Here is a 22,052-nt window from a genome sequence, read left to right as displayed (position 1 = left end):
CGACATCTTGTAGTAGTTTGCTGTCCGATTCGGCACAATGAGGGCCATGCTGTCATTCTTCGACCTGACCACTCCCGCCAAGCGCTTCCGGTTCGTCGCCGTCGCCGAGGCGATCACCTGGGCGGTCCTGCTGGTCGCCATGGTCGTCAAGCGGGTCAACGACGACGACGAGGCCATCGCCAAGCCGGGCATGATCCACGGGATCGTCTTCGTGATCTTCGTGGTCGTCGCCCTGATCACGGCGATGCAGCTCAAGTGGAACGCGGTGAAGTGGGAGCTGCCGGCGGGTTCGCGGCGGATCGGAATCCCGATCGTCACCCTGCTGGCGCTGGTCTCGAGCCTCCCGCCGTTCGGCACGATCGTGTTCGAGTGGTGGGCGCGCCGTAACGGCCATCTCGCCGAACTGTCCACCGACCGCGCGCCCAGGCAGGCCACGGCCTGACCGCCCCGATCCCGCCTTCGATCGCCCCGACGCTCCGGCGCTCCCGTCGCAGCGTCGGGGCGATCTTCGCGCTCAACGGGTTTCTCGCCGCGATGTGGGTGGCCCACATCCCGGTCATCAGTGCGCGCACCGGAGTCGATCACGACCAACTCGGCGGACTGTTGCTGTTGCTCGGCGCGTCGGCGTTCGTCGGCATGCAGGTCTGCGGCCGTCTGATCGACCGTCGGGGGTCCCGCCCGGTGACGATCGGTGCCGCGCTGCTGCTGTCGGCGGTCATCGTCGCCCCGGTGCTCGCCGCCGACGCCCTGACGCTCGCCGCCGCGCTCGTCGCCTTCGGATTCGCCAACGGTTGCCTGGACGTGTCGATGAACGCGCAGGCGGTCGTGGTCGAACGGGCCTACGGCCGACCGATCATGTCGTCGTTCCACGGGTTCTTCTCGGCGGGCAGTCTCGTGGGTTCGGGAGTGGTCGCGGCAACCCTGTGGGCCGACGTCGGTGTCGTCCTCACCGTGGCCTGCGCCGCGGCGGCCGGCATCGGCGTCGTGGCGTGGAACGCGCGCGGTCTGGCCGGTGACGAGGTGGGGACCGACGATGCGAGTGCACGCGGTGCAGACACCGACGGCCCCGCGTCCGGGAAGTGGTGGCACACCGTGGACCGGCGCCGCCTGGTGCTGCTGGCGGTGGTCGCGTTCGCCCTCATGCTCGCCGAGGGCACCGCCTACGACTGGAGTGCACTGCACGTGGTCGAGACCTTCGGTTCCGCCGAAGCCGTCGGCGCCATCGCGTTCGGCGCGTTCAGCGCGACGATGACCATTGCGCGCTTCGTGATCGACCCGGTCGTCGGGTCGGTGGGTCCGGTGGCGGTCGTCCGCTACGGCGGCCTGCTCGGCACCGCCGGGATCCTGATCGCGGTGCTCTCGCCCGTACCCGCGCTCGCCATCGTGGGATGGGGCGTGTTCGGACTGGGTCTGGCGGGGCTGATCCCGCAGATCTTCACCGCGGCGGGCAATCTGTCGGGGGAGTCGAGCGGCCGGACGATCTCCGCCGTCGTCGGATGCGGCTATCTCGGCATGCTCGCCGGTCCCGCGGTCGTCGGCTTCATCAGCAGCCGGACCTCGCTGAACACCGGGTTGCTCGCGGCCGTGGCGGCACTCGTCCTTGCCGTCTTTCTCGCGCCGGTCGTTCGTCCGGACCGCACGCGCACCGCCGCACCGGACGGAACGCGTTCGCCCGACGTCATCTGATTCCGCGTGGGCGGTCGTGACACACTGGAGGGGTGACGCGACCAACCAATCGTCAGCAGGCCGCCGCCGCGGCCCGACAGCAGGCGGCAGCAGCCATGGCCATGTCCGGCGCGGTGGATCTCGGCGTACTCAAGGAGCGGGCCGAAGCCGAACGCGCACAAGCGCAACGGGCCCAGTCGCAGGCCGCAGCACGACCTGCCGCGCCCGGTGAGCCGCCCGCCGAGGGCGGGCAATCGCCGGCCGCCGGTGCGGGAACCGCGGCGACCGCGGTCCTCGACGTCACCGAGGAGACGTTCGAGGCCGAGGTGCTCAACCGGTCGATGCAGCAGCTCGTGGTCATCGACCTGTGGGCGGAATGGTGCGGGCCGTGCAAGCAGTTGTCGCCGGTCCTCGAACGGCTCGCCGCGCAGTCGGGCGGGCGCTGGGTGCTGGCGAAGGTCGACGTCGACGCCAATCCCCGTATCGCACAGGCGTTTCGGGTGCAGTCGATCCCGATGGTCGTCGCGATCGTGCAGGGACAGCCGGTGACCGCCTTCAACGGGGTGCGCTCCGAGGCCGAGATCACCCAGTGGATCGACGACATCTTCGCCCAGATCGGCGACATCCTCCCGGGCGTTCCCGACGGGCCCGCACCCGAGCCGGAGCCCGAGGACCCGAGGCTGGTCGCCGCCGAGACGAAGCTGAACGACGGCGACTTCGACGGCGCACTCGCCGACTACCGGGCGATCGCCGAGGCCGAGCCGGAGAACCTCGAAGCGGTGTCCGCCGCGCGGAACCTCGAGTTCATCCTGCGGGCACAGGCGCACGATCCCACCATCGTGGAGACGGCGTCCCCCCGTGACGTCGACGCGCAGCTCGCGGCCGCGGACGTCCTGCTGCTCAACCAACAGCCCGAAGCCGCGTTCGACCGCATCATCGATGTCGTGCGCGTGACCGCGGGGGAGGAGCGCACCCGGGCGCGCACCCGGCTGCTCGAGCTGTTCGAACTCTTCGATCCCGCCGAGCAGTTCGTCGTGAGCGCCCGGCGCAAGCTGGCCAGCGCCCTCTACTGACGGGCTGAGGCCACTGCCGCGGGAGTCTGAGTCGTGTGTCTCGGAACCAGGCGACTGATTCCGAGACACACCACTACTCCCGCGGCACCAGCCAGATCGCCGAGTTGGCGGGCAGCATCACGCGCGCGGAGACAGGGCGTCCGTGGTACGACGGCCCGTCCGCCGAGACCGACCCCATGTTGCCCCGCCCGGCACCGCTGTAGGCGTCGGCATCGGTGTTGAGGATCTCGTCCCAGACCCCGGCCGAGGGCAACCCGACCTGATAATCGGCGCGGTCGGAGCCGCTCAGGTTGAACAGGCACGCGACGACCGATCCGTCGGTGCCGTACCGGAGGAAACTGATCACGTTGTTGGCGGTGTCGTTGGCGTCGATCCACTCGTAACCCAGCGGATCGATGTCCTGGGTGTACAGCGCCGGTCGGGACCGGTAGATCCGGTTCAGGTCGGTGACGAGGGCCGAGATACCGGAGTGCAGTTCGCCCTCCCAGCCCTCGAGCTGATGCCAGTCCAGGCTCCGATTGTCTGCCCATTCGCCGGTCTGCCCGAACTCCTGTCCCATGAACAGCAGTTGCTTGCCGGGGTGGGACCACATGTAGGCGAGGTAGACCCGCACGCCCGCGGCCTTGGCGAACGAATCGCCCGGCATCCGCGTCCACAGCGTGCCCTTGCCGTGCACGACCTCGTCGTGGGAGAGCGGCAGCACGAAGTTCTCGCTCCACGCGTACACCAGCGAGAAGGTGATCTCGTGGTGGTGGAAGCTGCGGTGGATCTGATCGCGGGACAGGTAGTCGAGGGTGTCGTGCATCCAGCCCATGTTCCACTTGAAGCTGAAGCCCAGCCCGCCGAGATCGGTCATGCGGGTCACGCCCGGCCATGCGGTCGACTCCTCGGCCACCGTGATCACGCCCGGGAAATGTTTGTGCACAGTCGCATTGGTCTCCTGGAGGAACTGCACCGCCTCCAGGTTCTCGCGACCGCCGTGCACATTGGGGCGCCATTGCCCGGCCGGTCGTGAGTAGTCCAGGTAGAGCATCGAGGCCACCGCGTCGACGCGGAGACCGTCGATGTGGAACTCGCTGAACCAGAACAGGGCGTTCGCCACGAGGAAGTTGCGGACCTCGTGCCGGCCGAAGTCGAAGACGTAGGTGCCCCAGTCGAGCTGCTCGCCGCGCATCGGATCGGCGTGCTCGTACAGCGGGGTGCCGTCGAATCGGGCGAGCGCCCAGTCGTCCTTGGGGAAGTGGGCCGGCACCCAGTCGACGATCACGGCGATGTCCCGGGAGTGCAGGTGGTCGACGAGGTAGCGGAAGTCGTCGGGCGTTCCGAAGCGCGCCGTCGGCGCGTAGTACGACGTGACCTGGTAACCCCAGGAACCGCCGAACGGGTGCTCGGCGACGGGCAGGAACTCGACGTGGGTGAAGCCCTTCTCGACGGCGTAATCGGCCAGCTCGTGCGCGAGTTCGCGGTAGCCGAGGCCTTGACGCCAGGAGGCGAGGTGGACCTCGTAGACGCTCATCGGCTCACGTTCGGGCGCGGACCGTTCCCGGCGCGCGATCCACGCGTCGTCGGTCCAGACGTGTTCGGCCACGGTGACCCGGGACGCGGTTGCCGGGGGCGTGCTGGTGCGGAAGGCCATGGGGTCGGCCTTGTCGCGAATGACGCCGTCGGCGCCATGGACGCGGAACTTGTAGTGGGTCCCGTCGCCGACGTCGGGGATGAAGACCTCCCACACGCCGCTGACCCCGACCTTGCGCATCGGCGCAACGCGCCCGGTCCAGTCGTCGAAGTCGCCGATCACGGTGACACCGTGGGCGTTCGGCGCCCACACGGAGAAGGCGGTGCCGTGCACGTCGCCGTCGGTGGTCGTGTACGACGTCACCCGCGCGCCGAGGGCGTTCCACAGTTCCTCGTGGCGGCCCTCGCTGAACAGATGGATGTCGACGTCGCCGAGGCTCGGCAGGAACCGGTAACCGTCGGCCACGACGAATTCCGACGTGCCGCCGGCGGAATCGGGGTAGACGACGCGGTACCGGTAGTCCATCAGGTCGGCCATCGGCACCGTGACCACCCACAGGTCGTCGGTCTGGCGGGTCATCGGATGATCGACTCCGCCGATGACCACCGACACCGAGATCGCGTTCGGGCGCAGGGTGCGCAGGATCGTCGCGCCGCCGGGCGCGTCGTGGGCGCCGAGGAAGGCGTGTGGATCGGGATGGGTCTGCGCCGCGAGCCGACGCAGGTCGTGGTCGGTCGCGTAGGGGTCGGGTAGGTCTGGCGGATCGGTGCGATCGGTCACTGATACCTCACTGGATCCGATAGGCGAGCTGTTGTGCGGCAACAGGTTCGAGGGGCGGCAAGGCGAGGATGTGCGCCACCGCCCGCCAGGGCTCGAGCCGGACGTAGTTGTCCTGGCCCCACCAGTACTCCTCGCCGGAGACCTCGTCGCGGACGGGGAAGCGGTCGTACCACTCGAAGCCGAGCTTCGGCAGGTCGAGCCAGACCGTGGAGTCCTCGGGGCCGAACGGGTTCAGGTTGATCACCACGATGACCCGGTCACCCGACACCGGGTCGATCTTCGAGTAGGCGATCAGCGACGGGTTGTCGACATGGTGGAAATGGATGTTGCGCAGCTGCTGCAGTGCGGGGTGCCGGCGCCGGATCTCGTTCAGCGAGGTGATCCACGGCTCGAGCGACTCGCCGCGGCTCGCCGCCGCCTTGTAGTCACGGGGCCGCAGCTCGTACTTCTCCGAGTTGAGGTACTCCTCGCTGCCCTCGGTCACGGCGACGTGCTCGTACAGCTCGTATCCGCTGTAGACACCCCATGTCGGGGCCAGGGTCGCGGCGAGCGCGGCGCGCAGTGCGAACATGCCCGGACCGCCGTGCTGAAGACTCTCGTGCAGGATGTCGGGGGTGTTGACGAAGAGGTTGGGGCGGGCCTCGTCGGCGTGGTCGGCGATCTCCCGGCCGAACTGCTCGAGCTCCCACTTCAGCGTCTTCCAGGTGAAGTAGGTGTAGCTCTGGCTGAAGCCGAGCCGCGCGAGGCCGTAGAGCCGCGCCGGCCGGGTGAAGGACTCGGAGAGGAACAGCACGTCGGGGTGCCGCTTCTTCACCTCACTGATCAGCCACTCCCAGAAGTTCGGCGGCTTGGTGTGCGGATTGTCGACGCGGAAGATGTCGACTCCGAGCCCGACCCAGTGCAGGACGACCTTGAGGACCGCGCGGTAGATGCCGTTGCGGTCGTTGTCGAAGTTCAGTGGGTAGATGTCCTGGTACTTCTTCGGCGGGTTCTCCGCGAAGGCGATGGTGCCGTCGGGCTGGGTGGTGAACCACTCCGGATGCTCGAGCGCCCACGGATGATCCGGTGCGCACTGCAGGGCCAGATCGAGCGCGACCTCGAGGCCGAGTTCGCGAGCCCGGCCGACGAAGTACTCGAAGTCCTCCTCGGTGCCGAGCAGGGGATGGATGGCGTCGTGCCCGCCGTCGGATGATCCGATGGCCCACGGCGAACCGACATCCTCGGGTCCCGCGACGAGGGTGTTGTTGGGGCCCTTGCGGTTGATCTCGCCGATCGGGTGGATCGGCGGCAGGTAGACGACATCGAAGCCCATGTCCGCGACGCGCGGCAGATCCTGGGCGGCGGTGAGGAACGTGCCGTGGACGGGATTGCCCTCACCGTCCCAGCCGCCGGTCGAGCGCGGGAACAGTTCGTACCACGAGCCGAACAGTGCGCGCTTGCGATCGACCCACACCCGGTAGGTACGACTCTTGGTGACGAGCTCCCGGACGGGATGGGCGGTCAGCAGTTCGACGACCTCGTCGGAGACCGCCAGACCCACCCGGTTCTCGACACGGCGACGACGTGCGCGGAGCTGGCGCGCGGCGTCGAGCAGGAGTTCTCGGTCATCACCGGCGACCAGGTCGGCTGCGGTGTCCAGTACCCGCGCGCCGGTCTCGATGTCGTTGGCGAGGTCGGCGGCGCCCTGCCCGGCGTCGAGCTTCTTCAGAACGGCCGAACGCCACGTGGCGTACGGGTCGCTCCAGGCCTCGATCCGGTACGACCAGAATCCGACGGCGTCGGGGACGAAGGCTGCGTTGAAGGTGTCCGGTTCCGGCGCGGGAACCATCCGGACATCGAACGGCCCGCGTCGCGGAGCCTCGACGTGCAGTGTGACGCCGAGCGCGTCGTGTCCTTCGCGCCAGGCCGTGGTGCTGACCGGGAAGTATTCTCCCACAACGGCTTTGGCAGGTTGCTGGCCCGCTGACACAAGGGGTGCGATGTCGTCGATACCCATGCGCCCGATCACGTGGAGCCTCCTGTCGTCAGCTCCCGTGAGTGGCCGGGGTGCGCTGTCGGTCTCGCCTTCGTTGGTATCACCGGTACCCAACCTAGTGCCCCGCGGACGGGATTGTCTTGTCATGGATCGCCCGCCGTGTCGGGCGGGCCGGGCGCGGCGGGGTCGGTCGAGGTCAGCCCACCGAACGGGCGGGATCGGTCAATCGCGCCAGGGCCGAACGGACGACCGCGGGGTCGGTGGTACGCCACATCGGGGGCAGGGACGCGAGCAGATAGCCGCCGTACCCCGCCGTGGCCAGTCGGGAGTCGAGGACCGCGACGACCCCGCGGTCGTCGACCGAACGCAGCAGGCGGCCGGCGCCCTGGGCGAGCAACAGTGCGGCGTGGTTGGCCGCCACCGACAGGAATCCGTTGCCGCCGCGCGCGTCGACCGCACGTTGCCGGGCGGTCAGCAGCGGATCGTCGGGACGAGGGAAGGGGATGCGGTCGATGAGCACGAGGCTCAACGACGGGCCCGGCACGTCGACCCCCTGCCACAGGGACAAGGTGCCGAACAGGCAGGTCGCCGGGTCGTCGGCGAACCGCCGGACCAGGGTGGACGTCGTGTCGTCGCCCTGACACAGCACCGGGTGGTCGGTGCGGTCGCGGATCGCGTCGGCGGCTTCGCGCGCCGCGCGCATCGAGGAGAACAGACCGAGCGTGCGTCCGCCGGCGGAGTTCACGAGCTCGGCGATCTCGTCCATCGTCCGCGACGAGATGCCCGAGCGGTCGGGTCGGGGGAGGTGACGTGCGACGTAGAGGATCGCCGACCGCGGATAGTCGAAGGGCGAGCCGGCATCGAGGCCGGTCCAGCGTGCCGAACCCGAATCGGACGGGACCGCCTTCCCGCTGGCGGTGACGTCGGCTGTGCTCGACCCCGCTGCGGGGCTCGTCTCGTCTGTCACCGGACGGTCGGTCCCGCGCCCCGACGCCGGGAGTCCCCAGGTCGCGGCGAGGGCGTCGAAGGAGCCGCCGATCGTGAGGGTCGCCGAGGTCAGGATGACCGTGGCGTCGCCGAACAGGGAGGCCCGGAGCAGGCCGCCGACCGACAGGGGTGCGATGTGCAGGATGGGCCGGGGCTCGGCCCCGCGGCGTGAGGTGTCCAGTGACGCCCACACGACGTCGCGCCGCTTCGCCTCGTCGGGTTCGTCGAACGCACCGAGTACGCGGACGACGGTGTCGTGCATGTCCTCGAGTGAGGTCAGGGCCGCCGAGCGGGCGGCCGTCGCGCCGTCGTCGGCGCCGGCCATCCGTACCGGTCCGATCGCGGTGCGCGCCTGCCACAGCCGGTCCCGCAGCATCACGAGGACAGCGGTGGCGTCGGACGGCAGGCCGGTCCACTGGCGCATCGGCGCGTTGTCGAGCAATTCGCCCAGCTGTTCACCGGCGCCCAGGAGGGCGTCGGCGGTCTCCTCGTCGACGAGCTTCCCGCACCGGCGTGCGACGAGCGCCACCGAGGCCGCCGACAGTTCGTCGGTGGCCACCGACGTCATCCGGTCGACGAGCTCGTGGGCCTCGTCGATGACGACGACGTCGTGCTCGGGCAAGACGTTGGCCGGGCTCGTGGCGTTGATGGCCAGCAGCGCGTGGTTGGTCACCACCACGTCGACCTTCCCGGACCGACGGCGGGACTGCTCGGCGAAGCAGTCCTCGCCGTAGGAGCAGTTGGCCGCGCCCAGGCACTCGCGGGCGGTGACGCTGACCTGCCGCCACGACCGGTCGGAGACGCCGGGGACGAGGTCGTCCCGGTCGCCGGTCTCGGTCTCGCTGCTCCACTCCCGCAGACGCGTGACCTCCCGGCCGGTGCGCGACAGCTCGAACGGGTCGAACAGCTCGGTGTCCGGCTCGTCGGCGGTACCGGAGTGGATCTTGTTCAGGCACAGATAGTTTCCGCGCCCTTTGAGAATCGCGAAGGTGGGCTCGCGGCCGATCGGCTTCTTCAGCGCCTTGGCCAGGCGGGGGAGATCGCGCTCGATGAGCTGGCGCTGCAACGCGATCGTCGCGGTGGACACCACGACGGTGCGGCCGCTCTCGACGGCGTGCCGGATGGCCGGCACGAGGTAGGCCAGCGACTTGCCGGTGCCGGTGCCGGCCTGGACCGCGAGATGCTCGCCGGTGTCGATGGCATGCGCCACCGCGGAGGCCATCGCGACCTGACCGTCGCGGCGGCGACCGCCGAGTGCGGTGACCGCCGCGTCGAGAAGGTCGGTCACCGGGGGTGTGTTGGGCATGAGGTGTGTTCCGGTTGTCCTTGCTGGGTTCGCCGTGCGCGGGAACGGTGTTCTTTCAGACGTATCGCGGGCCCGGTCGGTTCCCGCTGTCGAGATCGGGATCGTGGTCGGGACCACGGCGCTGCTACCCGGTCCGACTCGACCCGTCGTAGAGCAGGTCGCCCACGAGTTCGACACCCGCCTGCCGCAGCGCCGAGAGAGCCTTCGACGTCGTCTCGGGCGCGACACCGGCGGTGAAGTTGAGGAGGACCCGGGTGGTGAAGCCGGCCTCCACGGCGTCGAGCGCGGTCGCGCGCACGCAGTGGTCGGTGGCGATGCCGACGATGTCGACCGACTTCACCTTCCGTTCCCGCAACCACACGGCGAGGGTGGAGCCGTCGGCGGCCGCGCCCTCGAAGCCGGAGTATGCGGCGCTGTACTCGCCCTTGGAGAAGACCTCGTGCGCCGCCGCGGCGTCGAATTCGCGGTGGAACGCGACACCGTCGGTGCCGACGCGGCAGTGCGGTGGCCAGGTGTCGACGTAATCGGGGTCGTCGGAGAAGTGCGCACCGGGGTCGATGTGATAGTCGCGGGTCGCGACGACGGTCTGGTATTCGTCGAGGATCGACGTGACCGCCCGTGCGACCGCGGCGCCACCGTTCACCCCGAGGGCGCCGCCCTCGCAGAAGTCGTTCTGTACGTCGACGACGATCAGCGCGTCGGCGGGACGGGTGCCGTCGCTGCGTTCGGCGCTCATCCAATTCTCCTGTCGTCGGGGGACATCGGTTCCGGGCGTCGGGGTGCGGTCAGCCGAGCTCGTAGCGGGTCGGCACCGCGGGATCTCCATGGGACAGGCCGAGACCCTCCCAGGGCAAGCTGACCAGGCCGGCCGCGAGGTGCGCGCGGGCATCGGTGAGAGTGGGCAGCGACGCCACGGGCGTCCCACCGCGGACGAGCGGGATCTGCAGGTCCCGGATGCCGAGCCCGTCCGGCGCGGGGCGGGTGCCGTCGGCGCGATACACGATCTCCTCCACGATCGTGCCGCTCGACCGGGCCGCCCGCACGGCCGACTTGGCGCCGCCGCGCGACTCCTTGTGACTCGCCCGTTTGGCCACCGGCAGGCCGTCGACCTCGACGAGTTTGTACACCATCCCCGCCGTCGGCGCCCCGCTCCCGGTGACCAGGGACGTCCCGACCCCGTAGGTGTCGACCGGCTCGGCGCGCAGCGAGGCGATCGCGTACTCGTCGAGATCACCGGACACGACGATCTTCGTCTCCGTCGCGCCCAGGTCGTCGAGTTGCGCGCGGACCTGGCGCGCCAGCACCCCGAGGTCGCCGGAGTCGATGCGCACGGCACCGAGTCCGGGGCCGGCCACCTCGATGGCGTTGCGCACGCCCTGGGTGATGTCGTAGGTGTCGACCAGCAGCGTGGTACCGATCCCGAGGGCCTCGATCTGCGCGGCGAACGCGGCCTTCTCGTCGGGCCCGTCCGGGCCGGTGAAACCGAGGGTGAAGGCGTGGGCGGCGGTGCCCGCGCTGGGTACGCCGAAGCTCCGGGCCGCCTCGAGGTTCGAGGTGGCGGCGACACCGGCGATGTAGGCGGCGCGCGCACTGGCGACCGCGGCGCGCTCATGGGTGCGCCGCGAGCCCATCTCGATGATCGGGCGCGACCCCGCCGCGCTGACCATGCGTGCCGCGGCCGACGCGATCGCGCTGTCGTGGTTGAGGATCGAGAGGATCAGGGTCTCGAGGAGGACCCCCTCCGCGAAGGGCGCGCGGACGGTGAGGATCGGCGAACCGGGGAAGTAGAGTTCGCCCTCCCGGTAGCCGTCGATGTCACCGGAGAACCGATAGTCCCGCAGCCAGGCCACCGTGTCCGCGTCGAGGAATCGCTCGACCACGGCGATCTCCTCGTCGCCGAACCGGAACGCCGCGAGCTCGTCGAGAACGCGGCCGGTTCCGGCCACCACGCCATAGCGCCGGCCGTCGGGGAGGCGGCGCGCGAAGACCTCGAATGCGCACTGGCGGTGCGCAACCGGGTGGCGAAGTGCCGCTGCGACCATCGTCAGTTCGTACTGATCGGTCAGCAGCGCGGTGTTGTCGTTGCTCACAATCGCCTACCCTGTCCTCATGGCGCCTGACGAAACTCGTGCGCACGAGGCTACCCCCGGCGGTACGGCGGTTGCCGAACCAGAGGTCGCCGACGGCGCGGCGGGACTCGACAAGCCCTGGATGACGATCGTGTGGGACGACCCGGTCAATCTGATGCGGTACGTCACCTTCGTCTTCCAGAAGATCTTCGGCTACTCCGAGTCCCGCGCCAACGAACTGATGATGCAGGTCCACACCGAGGGCAGGGCAGTGGTCTCCTCCGGGGACCGAGAAAAGGTCGAGGCCGACGTCGCGAAGCTGCACGCCGCGGGCCTGTGGGCGACGATGCAGCGGGATTCGTGACCCGGACCGGCCGTGGACGACTCCGAACCGGTCGGGCGGCCTTCGCGGCGCGGCAGGCACACTGGGACGCGTGCGCACCTGGAAACGCAAGGGGCGCGGCGAGACGATGCGCATCGCATCGCAACTCGACGCGCACGAAGCAGAGCTGCTCGCGTCGATGGTCACGTCGATGTGCGAATTGCTCACCGAACGAGCCGATTCCGCGCCCCGCGACGACCTCGCGAGGCTGACCGGTATCGACGTCGGGCACTCGCAGGCACCCGACGATGTGACCCTGGGCCGTCTCCTCCCGGATTTCCACCGGCCCGACCAGGACGACGAACTCTCCGCCGAGGTCGTCAACGGCGAACTGAACTCGGCGCTGCGGAGCGTTCACGAACCACAGATCATCGACGCCAAGCTGGGCGCCGCCCGGGTGTTGCTCGACACCCTGCCGGCCGGGGGCGGGGACTTCGCCCTGACTCCCGACGAGGCCGCGGCGTGGCTCACCTCGCTCAACGACGTGCGACTGGCACTCGGCGCGATGCTCGGGATCTCCGAGGACACGCCCGAGCAGTTGCCGCCCGACCACCCGCATGCGGCGCATCTCGACGTCTACCACTGGCTCACGGTGATGCAGGACCTCCTCGTCGAAGCCCTGATGTGACTAGTGGTGTGTCTCGGAAATAAGCGACTGGTCTCCGGCGCTCGATCGGCGCCTGGCTGCGTTGTCGTCGGTCGAGATAGCTCCGCTATCCCTCCCTCCTCCGCCTTGCCAGACCACCGATCGCTCCACCGGATACCGGCCACCTGTTTCCGAGACACACCATTAGGGTTCCGTTCGGGAACTTCGTCCGCTTCGACGTCAGGGGTCTCGTGAGCACACTCGGCCGACCGGCCCCGGCCGGCAATCGCATCACCGACATCGCCGGCCTCGCCGTCGGGCACGCGCACCGCGTCGACCCCGACGCCCGGGTCGCCGGTGCACCGGAGGCCCCCGACGGTCACGGGTGGGCCACCGGGACCACCGTCGTACGGGTGTCGGCGCCGGGCGCCATCGCCGCCGTCGACGTCCGCGGTGGCGGTCCGGGCACCCGCGAAACCGATCTCCTCGACCCGTCGAACACGGTCCAGACCGCGCACGCCATCGTGCTCAGCGGAGGTAGTGCCTACGGACTGGCCACCGCCGACGGGGTCATGCGCGCGCTGGAGGCCGACGGGATCGGACTCCCGCTCGACGACCGCGGGCACGTGGTGCCGATCGTCCCCGCCGCGGTGATCTTCGACCTCCCCGTCGGTGCCTGGGACCACCGACCCGACGCGGACTTCGGAGTGGACGCGGTCCGCGCGGCGGACACGGAATTCGCCGTCGGGTGTGTGGGTGCGGGTGTCGGCGCCCGGGCCGGCGCGCTCAAGGGCGGGGTCGCAACGGCGTCGATGACGTTCGACGCCGGTCCCGCGGCCGGCATCACCGTCGGCGCACTGATGGTCGCCAACCCGGTCGGGGCGGTCATCGACCCGCAGACCGGGCTGCCGTGGGACCTCGGCGAGACCGAACTGGGCCGCCTCGGGTTGCGCCGGCCATCGGCCGCCGACATCGACTCGCTCGCCGACCTCGCGGCGAAGCACACCGTGCTCAACACGACGATCGGTGTCGTGGCCACCGATGCCGTGCTCGACGCGCCGATGACCAAGCGGCTGGCGATGGCCGGACACGACGGTCTCGGGCGGGCGATCAGGCCCGCGCACTCCCCGCTCGACGGTGACACGATCTTCGGCATCGCCACGGGCGCGGTCCGGCCGGCGACACCGATGCCGGCGCCGGCGGGTATGCATGCCGACGTCGCGGTAGTCGCCGAGGTGTGCCGGGCCGCGGCCGACGTCGTCCAGCGGGCGATCGTGAACGCGGTCCTCGCGGCGGAACCGGTCGCATCGATCCCCACCTACGCACAGACGGCGCCGTCGGCATTCCGCTGACCGGGGGTCGTCGGGACGGCGAACGGAATAGGTGCCGCGGCGACGATGTTGCGCCTCGGGGAACCCGGGGTTCCCGGGTGCGGACACGTGTGGACAGGAGAATGCGACACCGATGCTGAAGATCGGGCAGGAGCTGGTCGACGCCATGGTCGCGCACGCGCGCGCCGACCACCCCGACGAGGCCTGCGGGGTGATCGCCGGGCCGGAGGGTTCCGACGATCCGAAGCGTTTCATCGCGATGATCAACGCCGAGCGGTCGCCGACCTTCTACCGTTTCGACTCGGCCGAGCAGCTCGCGGTGTGGCGGGAGATGGACCGCCGTGACGAGGAACCCGTCGTGATCTACCACTCGCACACCGCCACCGAGGCGTACCCGAGCCGCACCGACATCTCCTACGCCGGCGAGCCCGGCGTCCATTACGTGCTGGTGTCCACGCGCGACCCCGAGACCGCCGAGATCCGTAGCTATCGCATCGTCGACGGTGCGGTCACCGAAGAAGAGATCGAGATCAGGAGCTGAGAATGTCTGTCACCGTATCCATCCCGACGATCCTGCGTACCCACACCGGCGGGGAGAAGCGCGTCGAGGGGTCGGGTTCGACGCTGGCCGCCCTGATCGACGACCTCGAGACGGGCAACGCCGGGCTGAAGGAACGACTCGTCGCGCCCGACGAGAACGGCACCGCCAAACTGCACCGGTTCGTCAACATCTACGTCAACGACGAGGACGTGCGTTTCTCCGGCGGCCTCGACACCCCGATCGACGACGGTGACGAGGTGACCATCCTGCCCGCGGTCGCCGGCGGCTGAGCGTGGCCCGCTACGACTCCCTGATCGACTCGGTCGGCAACACCCCGCTCATCGGTCTGCAACGGCTCTCGCCGCGCTGGGACGACTCCGACGAGGGCCCGCACGTCCGCCTGTGGGCCAAGCTCGAGGACCGGAACCCGACCGGATCCATCAAGGACCGCCCCGCGCTGCGGATGATCGAACAGGCCGAACGCGACGGGTTGCTGCGGCCGGGCTCGACGATCCTCGAACCCACAAGCGGCAACACCGGCATCTCGCTCGCGATGGCGGCGAAACTCAAGGGCTACCAACTGATCTGCGTGATGCCCGAGAACACCTCGGAGGAACGCCGTTCGCTGTTGCGGATGTTCGGCGCGCAGGTCATCTCCTCACCCGCGGCGGGCGGCTCCAACACCGCGGTCGCGGTGGCCAAGGGCCTCGCCGCGGACAATTCCGACTGGGTGATGCTCTACCAGTACGGCAACGCGGCGAACGTCGCGGCGCATTACGAGGGCACCGGCCCCGAGTTGTACGCCGACCTGCCCGAGATCACCCACTTCGTCGCCGGGCTCGGCACGACCGGAACGCTGATGGGCGTCGGGCGGTTCCTGCGCGAACGCAACCCCGATATCGAGATCGTCGCCGCCGAACCCCGGTACGGCGACGAGGTCTACGGCCTGCGCAACATCGACGAGGGTTTCATCCCCGAGCTCTACGACGACTCGGTGCTGACCCGCCGCTTCTCGGTGACCGGCGTCGACGCGGTCGCGCGGGTGCGGGAACTGATCGACCTCGAGGGCATCTTCGCGGGGATCTCCACCGGTGCGATCCTGCAGGCCGCGCGTGGTATCGGCCGACGGGCACTGAAGGCCGGGACCCGCGCCGACATCGGCTTCGTCGTGCCCGACGCGGGATGGAAGTATCTGTCGACCGGGGCGTACGAAGGTAGTCTCGACGACGCGGAGCAGGCACTCGAAGGCCAGCTCTGGGCCTGACCCCGCTACCGAGGACTTTCCAGCCATGAGCTCGTACACCCCGCCGGTCGGGCAGCAGCCCGCGCGACGCGCGCGTCCGCTGTGGCTGCGTTCGGCGATCATCACCGCGTGCATCGTCGCGGTGCTGTTCGTCATCGAGGCCATCGACGTGGCGACCCACTACGACCTCGACCAGAACGGCATCGAACCACGACAGGTCGACGGACTGGACGGCATCCTGTGGGCGCCGATGCTGCACGGCGACTGGCAACACCTGTTCGCCAACCTGATGCCCGGCGCGGTGCTGTGCTTTCTCGTGTTGATGACGCGGCGGTTCCTCATCGTCACCGGCATCATCTGGGTGGTGTCGGGGGTCGGTGTGTGGCTGTTCGCAGCGCCGTACTCGATCACCGTCGGGGCGTCGGGCATCGTGTTCGGCTGGCTCACCTTCCTCATCGTCCGCGGCCTGTTCAACCGCGATCTGTGGCAGATCCTCGGCGGCCTTGTGCTGTTCCTCGTGTACGGATCGATCCTGTGGGGCGTCCTGCCCTCGGATCCCCTGGTCTCCTGGCAGGCCCACCTGTTCGGCGCGATCGCCGGCGTGTTCGCGGCGTGGGCACTCGCGGCCCGGGATCGACGGAAGCCGGCGGTCACCGCACCGGGGGTCGCGCCATAATCCCGGCGGGCGGCCAGGACGCACCCATCGGGATCTTCGACTCGGGTGTCGGGGGACTGACGGTGGCGCGCGCGATCATCGATCTGTTGCCGGACGAGGACATCGTCTACATCGGAGACACGGCCAACGGGCCGTACGGTCCGCTGACGATCCCCGAGATCCGACGCCACGCCCTCGCGATCGGCGACGACCTCGCCGAGCGAGGGGTCAAGGCCATCGTCATCGCCTGCAACACCGCCTCGGCCGCCTGCCTCCGCGACGCGCGCGAGCGATACGCCCCCATCCCGGTCATCGAAGTCGTGCTGCCGGCGGTGCGCCGCGCGGTGGTCGCCACCAAGACGGGCCGAATCGGCGTGCTGGGCACCGAGGCGACGATTTTCTCACGGGCATATCAGGATTCGTTCGCGGCGGCACGCGATGCGGTGATCACCGCGGTGCCCTGTCCGCGGTTCGTCGACTTCGTCGAACGCGGGATCACCAGCGGCCGACAGATCCTCGGGCTCGCGCAGGGCTACCTCGAACCACTGCAGCAGGCCGGCGTGGACACCGTGGTCCTCGGCTGCACCCACTACCCGCTGCTGTCCGGGGTCATCCAGCTGGCGATGGGCGACGAGGTCACCCTGGTGTCGAGCGCGGAGGAGACGGCGAAAGACCTCTTCCGGGTCCTCACCGAGGCCGACCTGCTGCACCCGCACACCGGCCGCGACGCCACCCGCGTCTTCCAGGCGACCGGTGACCCGGAGCTCTTCGCGAAACTGTCGAACCGATTCCTGGGGCCGGTGATCGGAGCCGTGCAGCACGTGTGAGGGGTCAACCGCGCATCGCCGCGCACTTGTGACCCGTATGCCGCCGCCCGCGCGCGGAATCGTGGCACAGTGGGGCCTATGCGTCTCACGGTCCTCGGGTGCTCGGGCAGTGTGGGCGGACCGGGAGCCGCGTGCTCCGGCTACCTGCTCTCCGTACCCGGTGAACAACCGGTCCTCGTGGACTGCGGCCCGGGTGTCTTCGGCGAACTGCAGCGCGTCACCGACCCCAACAATGTCGCCGTCGTCCTCAGTCATCTCCACGCCGATCACTGCCTCGATCTGCCCGCGATGCTCGTCTGGCGTCGGTACGCACCACAGCCGGCACGGCGGCGGGCGCCGCTCTACGGCCCACCCGGCACCGCCCTCCGGATCGGCTACGGGTCGTCGGAATTCCCCGGACAGCTCGACGACATCACCGACACCTTCGACGTCCACGAGTGGAGCGACGACCAGGAGATCACCCTGGGCGGGATGCGAATCCGGGCGATGAACGTCAATCATCCGCCCGACACCTTCGGTCTGCGGATCACCGGTCCCGACGGCCAGGTCATCGCCTACAGCGGAGACACCGCGCCGTGCGACGAACTCATCGACCTCGCGGCCGACGCCGACCTGTTCCTGTGCGAGGCGTCGTGGACCCATGCGCCCTCGGAGCGCCCACCGGATCTGCACATGTCGGGCATCGAGGCGGGGGAGGCCGCGACCAAGGCGAACGTCCGAACACTCGCGATCACCCACGTCGCCCCGTGGTCCGATTCGGCGGAGATCCTCGCCGAGGCCCGCAGCACGTTCTCCGGTCCGACGGAGCTCGTCAGCCAGGGACAGGTCTTCGACCTCACCTAGCTGTCGTGTCCGCGCCGGTCGTTACAGTGAGACCCGTGACCACACGAGCTGACGGCAGAGCCGACGACGAACTCCGTCCCATCACGTTCACCCGCGGTTTCACCAGCCATCCGGCGGGTTCGGTCCTGGTGGAATTCGGCAAGACGCGGGTGATGTGCACCGCGAGTGTCACCGAGGGTGTCCCGCCGTGGCGTCGTGGTTCAGGCTTGGGCTGGCTGACCGCGGAGTACGCGATGTTGCCCGCCGCCACCCACGACCGGTCGTCACGTGAATCGGTCAAGGGCCGGGTGGGTGGTCGCACCCACGAGATCAGTCGACTCATCGGCCGGTCGCTGCGTGCGTGCGTCGATCTCGGTGCCCTGGGCGAGAACACCATCGCCCTGGACTGCGACGTCCTGCAGGCTGACGGCGGTACCCGCACCGCAGCCATCACCGGTGCCTATGTCGCGCTGGCGGACGCGATCACCTACCTGCGTGCCGCGGGCAAACTGTCCGACCCGCAACCGCTTTCGTGCGCGATCGCCGCGGTCAGCGTGGGGGTCGTCGACGGCCGCGTCCGACTCGACCTTCCCTACGAAGAGGATTCGCGCGCCGAGGTGGACATGAACGTCGTGGCGACCGACGCCGGCACGCTCGTCGAGGTGCAGGGCACCGGCGAGGGTGCGACGTTCCCGCGCTCGACGCTCGATGCGCTGCTCGACGTGGCCGCGATCGGAACCGAGAAGCTGTTCGAGGCGCAGCGAGCCGTACTCGCCGAGCCGTACCCCGGCGAACTTCCCGGACGGGCCTGATGTCCTCGGTGCTTCTCGCGAGCCGCAACGGCAAGAAGCTCGCCGAGCTCCAGCGCGTCGTCGACGCCGCGGGAATCACCAGGGTGGAGGTCATCGGTCTCGACGCCGTGGCCGAGTACCCGGAGGAACCCGAGACCGGTGCCACCTTCGAGGACAATGCGCTGATCAAGGCCCGCGCGGGTGCAAAGGCCATCGGAATCCCATGTCTCGCGGATGATTCCGGTATCGCGGTCGATGCCCTGAACGGCATGCCGGGCGTGCTGTCGGCGCGTTGGTCGGGCCGGCACGGGGACGACCCGGCCAACAACGCGCTGCTGCTCGCCCAGCTGTCGGACACCCCGGACGAACGACGCGGCGCCGCGTTCGTCTCGGCCTGCGCGCTCGTGCTGCCGGGCGGGACGGAGACGGTGGTGCGCGGCGAGTGGCGTGGGCGGGTCCTGCGGGAGGAGCGCGGGCCGCACGGTTTCGGGTACGACCCGTTGTTCGCCCCGGACGACGAGATCGCCGACGGCCGGTCCGCGGCGGAGCTGTCGCCGGCGGAGAAGGACGGGCTCAGTCACCGCGGAAAAGCGTTGGCGCAGTTGGTTCCGGCGCTGCGGGCGCTCGCGGGCTGACCCCCCTTGCGTCGGCGTCCGGACTCCGATCAGCTCGCGGCGCCGGTGTAGATGTAGACCCCCAGCGTGTGCGGTTCGCCGTCGAGCAGGATGTCCATATCGTCGGCGCCGGCACGTGACATGCCCTGCCGCTCGTAGAATCCGAAGGTGCACAGCGAGTCTGTGTACAGGTGGAAGTCGGAGCGGCCGCGGCTTCGGAGATGGTCGAGGAACGCGCCGTACAGCGCCGCTCCGACGCCGTGTCCGCGCGTCGTCGAGGCGACGGCGAACAGGGTCAGTTCGTCGTCGAGCGACGTGCCCGTCGCGGCGCCGAGCCGGTGGGCCACCGACTCGAAAGCGAACAGGGCCCGCAGCGACTTCCACTGGGGCAGTCCGAGAATCGCAGCTCTGGCGGTATGCGCCCAGAGCAGCGCGCGGTTCTTCGTCCGCTCGCCGAGATGTGGCTCGCCGTCGATCCGTCCCAGGATGATTCCCACCACGCGGCCGTCCTTCACCGCGACGCGACTCCAGGTACTCGCGACGAGTTGCTCGCGGAGGTAGACCTCGAGTGCCGCGTCCAGGACGTGTTGTCCGTGGACGTAGCGGTGGATGTAGAACGCCTCGTCGATGATCTTCTTGACGTCTTCGGCGTCGGTGGAACGGTAGGGGCGGTAGGTGATGTCGGTCATGATCCCTTCTTTGCGTGTGTGTGGGTGAGAGCGATGAGGTCTGCTTCGAGGGCGGCCCGTTCGGTGTCGTCGAGGACGGCTCCCCACAGGGGAGCGGTGTTCGAGCCGTCGGCGGCCGCGATGATCAGCCGCGTGACCGCCGGGTCGAGACCGTCGTCGGACAGCGCGGCACGCCAGTGATCGGCGTCCTGCTGGGCGAGCGCGGCCGGGCCCGGTTCGTACATCAGGCTGGCGGCCAGCGCGATCTGGTCGCGCAGGCCGGCGGAGTCTCGCGCGTCGGCGAAACTCACCCGGATGTAGGCCCTGGTCAGCCGTCCCGGCGCGTCGTCCTCCTCGTCGGCGGTCCGTTCGACGTTCGACCGGAACTGGGCCATCAGGTCCGCCGCGAGTTCTTCGAGCAGGCCGTCCTTGGCGGGGAAGTGGTAGAGCAGTCCGCCCTTCGACACCCCGGCCGCGGCGGCGATCTCGGAGACGGACACGGCGGCACCGTGTCGCGCAATCAGCCGGGCCGCGGCGTCGAGGATCAACCGTCGGGTGTCGGCAGCACTCCGCCCGGACGTGCGTGCCATCGGACCCTCCGTGCTCGATGTCCCGGGGACTTCCCGGATCACATATAACTATACCGTCCAGACGGTACAGTTTCAATTGTGCGCTCGATCCCGTCGACCGGGCGTCGAAATGCATCGCCTGTGCACGGGGCGAAGCAGAGGGGCGCTCAGCAGCCCGCGTGGACTCCCAACATCCGCGCGACCGAGTCGGGCCAGGGGTACTGGGTCGCTCGATGACGCGCCGCCCGTTCGCGGTCGACGCGGGGGAGGCTGAGGACCTGCCGGATCGCGCTCGCGAAGCCCGGGCCGGAGTCCTCGGCAGCCGCGCCACACGTGTCGTCGACCAGGGTCGCGACCGCCGACGACTGCGACCCGATGACCGGTGTGCCGGCGGCCAGTGATTCCAGCGCGGAGAGGCAGAAGGTCTCGTGCGGACCGGGGGAGAGGGAGATGTCGGCGCTGGCGAGGAGGGCGGCGACCTGACTCCGCTCGGAGAGATGGCCCAGGAAGGTCACGGGCAATCCGCGGGCCAGATGCTGCAGCGGGGCTCGCATCGGCCCGTCGCCCGCGATCACCAGGTGCGCCGGCGTTCCCGACCGATGGAGTCTGCCGAGCGCGGCGATGCTGCGGTCGGCGCGCTTCTCCACCGAGAGGCGTCCGCAGTGGGCGATGAGCGCACTGGTGCCGTCGGACCACCGTGCGCCCAGGTTCGGGTCGAGGTGCCGTGGGTCGAAGACATCGAGGTCGACGCCGAGCGGGGCGCGGACGACGTTGGTCGCCCTCACTCGATTGAACTCCGCGGCGGCGAAGTCGGTGGTGCACACGACGGTGTCGTAGTCACGGGCGGTGGCCGCGTTCGCGCGGTCGGCCAGTGCACGTGCGGAGCGGCCGGGCATGACCTGGCCGAGCAGCCGGTCGAGGCGTTCATGGGACACCATCGTCGAATGGATGTCTCGCCTGCGAGCCCACCGGCCGAAGCCGCGCAGGGTGAGGCGGTCGGACACCTCGAGGGCGTCGGGACGGAGATGGGCGAGGACGTCGGCGACGCGGCGGGCCGACGCCAGGCGGTAGCCGCCCGAGGCGGGAATCCGCGGTGCGGCCACGGTGATCCGCGTGACCCCAGAGTTCAGCGTCTCCTCGCCGGGATCGGCGCCGGGAACGATCAGGACGACGTCGTGACCGGCCCCGGCATACCCGGCGCCCCAGCGGTCCACCGCGGTGCGCAGACCGCCGGAGCGGCCGCCGTAGAAGTTCGCGAGCTGGACGATCCGCACGGGGTCCAGTCAGCCCGACCCGGGTGAACGGCCGACCAGCGCGAGAAGATCAGAGGTTGAACTGCGCCTTCACTTCCTTGGTGCGCTTGTGCTCGAACCAGAAGGACAGGAAGGGGATGGTGCCCGCGATCGCGGTGATGATGGTCTTGCCGACGCTCCAGCGGACCTTGATAGCGAGGTCGATGGCCATGATCAGGTAGACGAAGTACACCCAGCCGTGCACGAACGGTACGAAGTCCAGAGCGTGGTTGTCGTAGCCGTAGGTCAGGACGAGTTCGACGACGAGCAGCAGCAACCACACGCCGGTGATCCAGGCGAGGACGCGATACCGCAACAACGCGCCGCGGACCTTCTCCACCGGGGCGGCGAGGGCGGGGG

23 protein-coding genes are annotated in these 22,052 nt (G+C 69.5%); 14 read left to right on the top strand and 9 right to left on the bottom strand.

Annotated elements, in window-relative coordinates; genetic code table 11:
- Positions 1-46: 46 nt before the first annotated feature.
- From FFS52_RS21520 to FFS52_RS21510, 3 genes are all read left to right on the top strand, one after another.
- Complete coding sequence (locus tag FFS52_RS21520; protein WP_068971712.1) at positions 47-442, top strand: DUF3817 domain-containing protein; 396 nt, start codon at positions 47-49, stop codon at positions 440-442.
- 92 nt (positions 443-534) lie between these two features.
- Positions 535-1,686 carry an MFS transporter gene (locus tag FFS52_RS21515; protein WP_171011699.1) on the top strand — a complete coding sequence of 384 codons (1,152 nt, stop codon included), beginning with the start codon at positions 535-537 and terminating at the stop codon, positions 1,684-1,686.
- 95 nt (positions 1,687-1,781) lie between these two features.
- Complete coding sequence (locus tag FFS52_RS21510) at positions 1,782-2,738, top strand: tetratricopeptide repeat protein (protein ID WP_171011702.1); 957 nt, start codon at positions 1,782-1,784, stop codon at positions 2,736-2,738.
- 73 nt (positions 2,739-2,811) lie between these two features.
- Here the strand turns inward: FFS52_RS21510 and glgB are convergent, their stop codons facing one another.
- The 5 genes from glgB to FFS52_RS21485 form a co-directional block, all read right to left on the bottom strand.
- The gene (gene glgB, locus FFS52_RS21505) at positions 2,812-5,034 is read right to left on the bottom strand and encodes a 1,4-alpha-glucan branching protein GlgB (RefSeq protein WP_137810881.1); all 2,223 of its coding nucleotides are present in this window, start codon (positions 5,032-5,034) and stop codon (positions 2,812-2,814) included.
- 7 nt (positions 5,035-5,041) lie between these two features.
- On the bottom strand, positions 5,042-7,042 hold the full coding sequence (locus tag FFS52_RS21500) for a maltotransferase domain-containing protein (RefSeq protein WP_068971709.1): 2,001 nt from the start codon (positions 7,040-7,042) through the stop codon (positions 5,042-5,044).
- Positions 7,043-7,205: 163 nt separating this feature from the next.
- On the bottom strand, positions 7,206-9,302 hold the full coding sequence (locus tag FFS52_RS21495) for an ATP-dependent DNA helicase (RefSeq protein WP_137810880.1): 2,097 nt from the start codon (positions 9,300-9,302) through the stop codon (positions 7,206-7,208).
- A gap of 124 nt (positions 9,303-9,426) precedes the next feature.
- Positions 9,427-10,038 (bottom strand): isochorismatase family protein, encoded by a 612-nt coding sequence (locus FFS52_RS21490; protein WP_068971708.1) that lies wholly within the window; start codon positions 10,036-10,038, stop codon positions 9,427-9,429.
- Between the two features lie 49 nt (positions 10,039-10,087).
- A complete protein-coding gene (locus tag FFS52_RS21485; RefSeq protein ID WP_065629058.1) occupies positions 10,088-11,392 on the bottom strand; it encodes a nicotinate phosphoribosyltransferase in 1,305 nt (434 codons plus the stop codon).
- Positions 11,393-11,411: 19 nt separating this feature from the next.
- On the opposite strand from FFS52_RS21485, the gene clpS reads away from it, so the two are divergent.
- The 11 genes from clpS to rdgB all read left to right on the top strand — a co-directional run bounded on the left by clpS (position 11,412) and on the right by rdgB (position 19,184).
- A complete protein-coding gene (gene clpS / locus FFS52_RS21480; protein ID WP_058249987.1) occupies positions 11,412-11,735 on the top strand; it encodes an ATP-dependent Clp protease adapter ClpS in 324 nt (107 codons plus the stop codon).
- Positions 11,736-11,805: 70 nt separating this feature from the next.
- Positions 11,806-12,381: a DUF2017 domain-containing protein gene (locus FFS52_RS21475; RefSeq protein WP_137810879.1), complete on the top strand. Its 576-nt coding sequence runs from the start codon at positions 11,806-11,808 to the stop codon at positions 12,379-12,381.
- 209 nt (positions 12,382-12,590) lie between these two features.
- The gene (locus FFS52_RS21470; RefSeq protein ID WP_137810878.1) at positions 12,591-13,691 is read left to right on the top strand and encodes a P1 family peptidase; all 1,101 of its coding nucleotides are present in this window, start codon (positions 12,591-12,593) and stop codon (positions 13,689-13,691) included.
- 112 nt (positions 13,692-13,803) lie between these two features.
- Positions 13,804-14,211, top strand: a complete 408-nt coding sequence (locus tag FFS52_RS21465) for a M67 family metallopeptidase (RefSeq protein WP_137810877.1) — start codon at positions 13,804-13,806, stop codon at positions 14,209-14,211.
- Positions 14,212-14,213: 2 nt separating this feature from the next.
- Positions 14,214-14,501, top strand: a complete 288-nt coding sequence (locus FFS52_RS21460; protein WP_065629054.1) for a MoaD/ThiS family protein — start codon at positions 14,214-14,216, stop codon at positions 14,499-14,501.
- Between the two features lie 2 nt (positions 14,502-14,503).
- Entirely contained in the window at positions 14,504-15,475 is a 972-nt protein-coding gene (locus FFS52_RS21455; RefSeq protein ID WP_137810876.1) for a cysteine synthase, read from the top strand.
- Between the two features lie 25 nt (positions 15,476-15,500).
- Positions 15,501-16,130: a rhomboid family intramembrane serine protease gene (locus FFS52_RS21450; RefSeq protein WP_137810875.1), complete on the top strand. Its 630-nt coding sequence runs from the start codon at positions 15,501-15,503 to the stop codon at positions 16,128-16,130.
- Complete coding sequence (murI, locus tag FFS52_RS21445) at positions 16,130-16,936, top strand: glutamate racemase (RefSeq protein ID WP_203235942.1); 807 nt, start codon at positions 16,130-16,132, stop codon at positions 16,934-16,936. The genes FFS52_RS21450 and murI overlap by 1 nt, the downstream gene beginning before the upstream one ends.
- Positions 16,937-17,014: 78 nt before the next feature.
- Positions 17,015-17,779 carry a cyclic nucleotide-degrading phosphodiesterase gene (locus FFS52_RS21440; protein ID WP_058249993.1) on the top strand — a complete coding sequence of 255 codons (765 nt, stop codon included), beginning with the start codon at positions 17,015-17,017 and terminating at the stop codon, positions 17,777-17,779.
- Positions 17,780-17,814: 35 nt separating this feature from the next.
- Positions 17,815-18,570 carry a ribonuclease PH gene (gene rph / locus FFS52_RS21435; RefSeq protein WP_058249994.1) on the top strand — a complete coding sequence of 252 codons (756 nt, stop codon included), beginning with the start codon at positions 17,815-17,817 and terminating at the stop codon, positions 18,568-18,570.
- Positions 18,570-19,184 (top strand): RdgB/HAM1 family non-canonical purine NTP pyrophosphatase, encoded by a 615-nt coding sequence (gene rdgB / locus FFS52_RS21430; RefSeq protein WP_137810874.1) that lies wholly within the window; start codon positions 18,570-18,572, stop codon positions 19,182-19,184. The genes rph and rdgB overlap by 1 nt, the downstream gene beginning before the upstream one ends.
- A 29-nt stretch (positions 19,185-19,213) precedes the next feature.
- Here rdgB and FFS52_RS21425 read toward each other — a convergent pair whose 3' ends face one another.
- The 4 genes from FFS52_RS21425 to FFS52_RS21410 all read right to left on the bottom strand — a co-directional run bounded on the left by FFS52_RS21425 (position 19,214) and on the right by FFS52_RS21410 (position 22,032).
- Positions 19,214-19,852: a GNAT family N-acetyltransferase gene (locus FFS52_RS21425; protein ID WP_058249996.1), complete on the bottom strand. Its 639-nt coding sequence runs from the start codon at positions 19,850-19,852 to the stop codon at positions 19,214-19,216.
- Positions 19,849-20,421 (bottom strand): TetR family transcriptional regulator, encoded by a 573-nt coding sequence (locus FFS52_RS21420; protein WP_137810873.1) that lies wholly within the window; start codon positions 20,419-20,421, stop codon positions 19,849-19,851. Before FFS52_RS21420 ends, FFS52_RS21425 begins: the two co-directional genes overlap by 4 nt.
- 146 nt (positions 20,422-20,567) lie before the next feature.
- On the bottom strand, positions 20,568-21,674 hold the full coding sequence (locus FFS52_RS21415; protein ID WP_137810872.1) for a glycosyltransferase: 1,107 nt from the start codon (positions 21,672-21,674) through the stop codon (positions 20,568-20,570).
- A 49-nt stretch (positions 21,675-21,723) separates the two neighbouring features.
- The gene (locus FFS52_RS21410; RefSeq protein WP_137810882.1) at positions 21,724-22,032 is read right to left on the bottom strand and encodes a DUF3817 domain-containing protein; all 309 of its coding nucleotides are present in this window, start codon (positions 22,030-22,032) and stop codon (positions 21,724-21,726) included.
- Positions 22,033-22,052: the final 20 nt, after the last annotated feature.

It is taken from the genome of Gordonia sp. ALPHA1B1, assembly GCF_005502615.1.
Taxonomy (GTDB): Bacteria; Actinomycetota; Actinomycetes; order Mycobacteriales; family Mycobacteriaceae; genus Gordonia; species Gordonia hongkongensis.
Note: the sequence above shows the minus strand (reverse complement) of the source record. Positions and strands in the feature narration are given on the sequence as shown.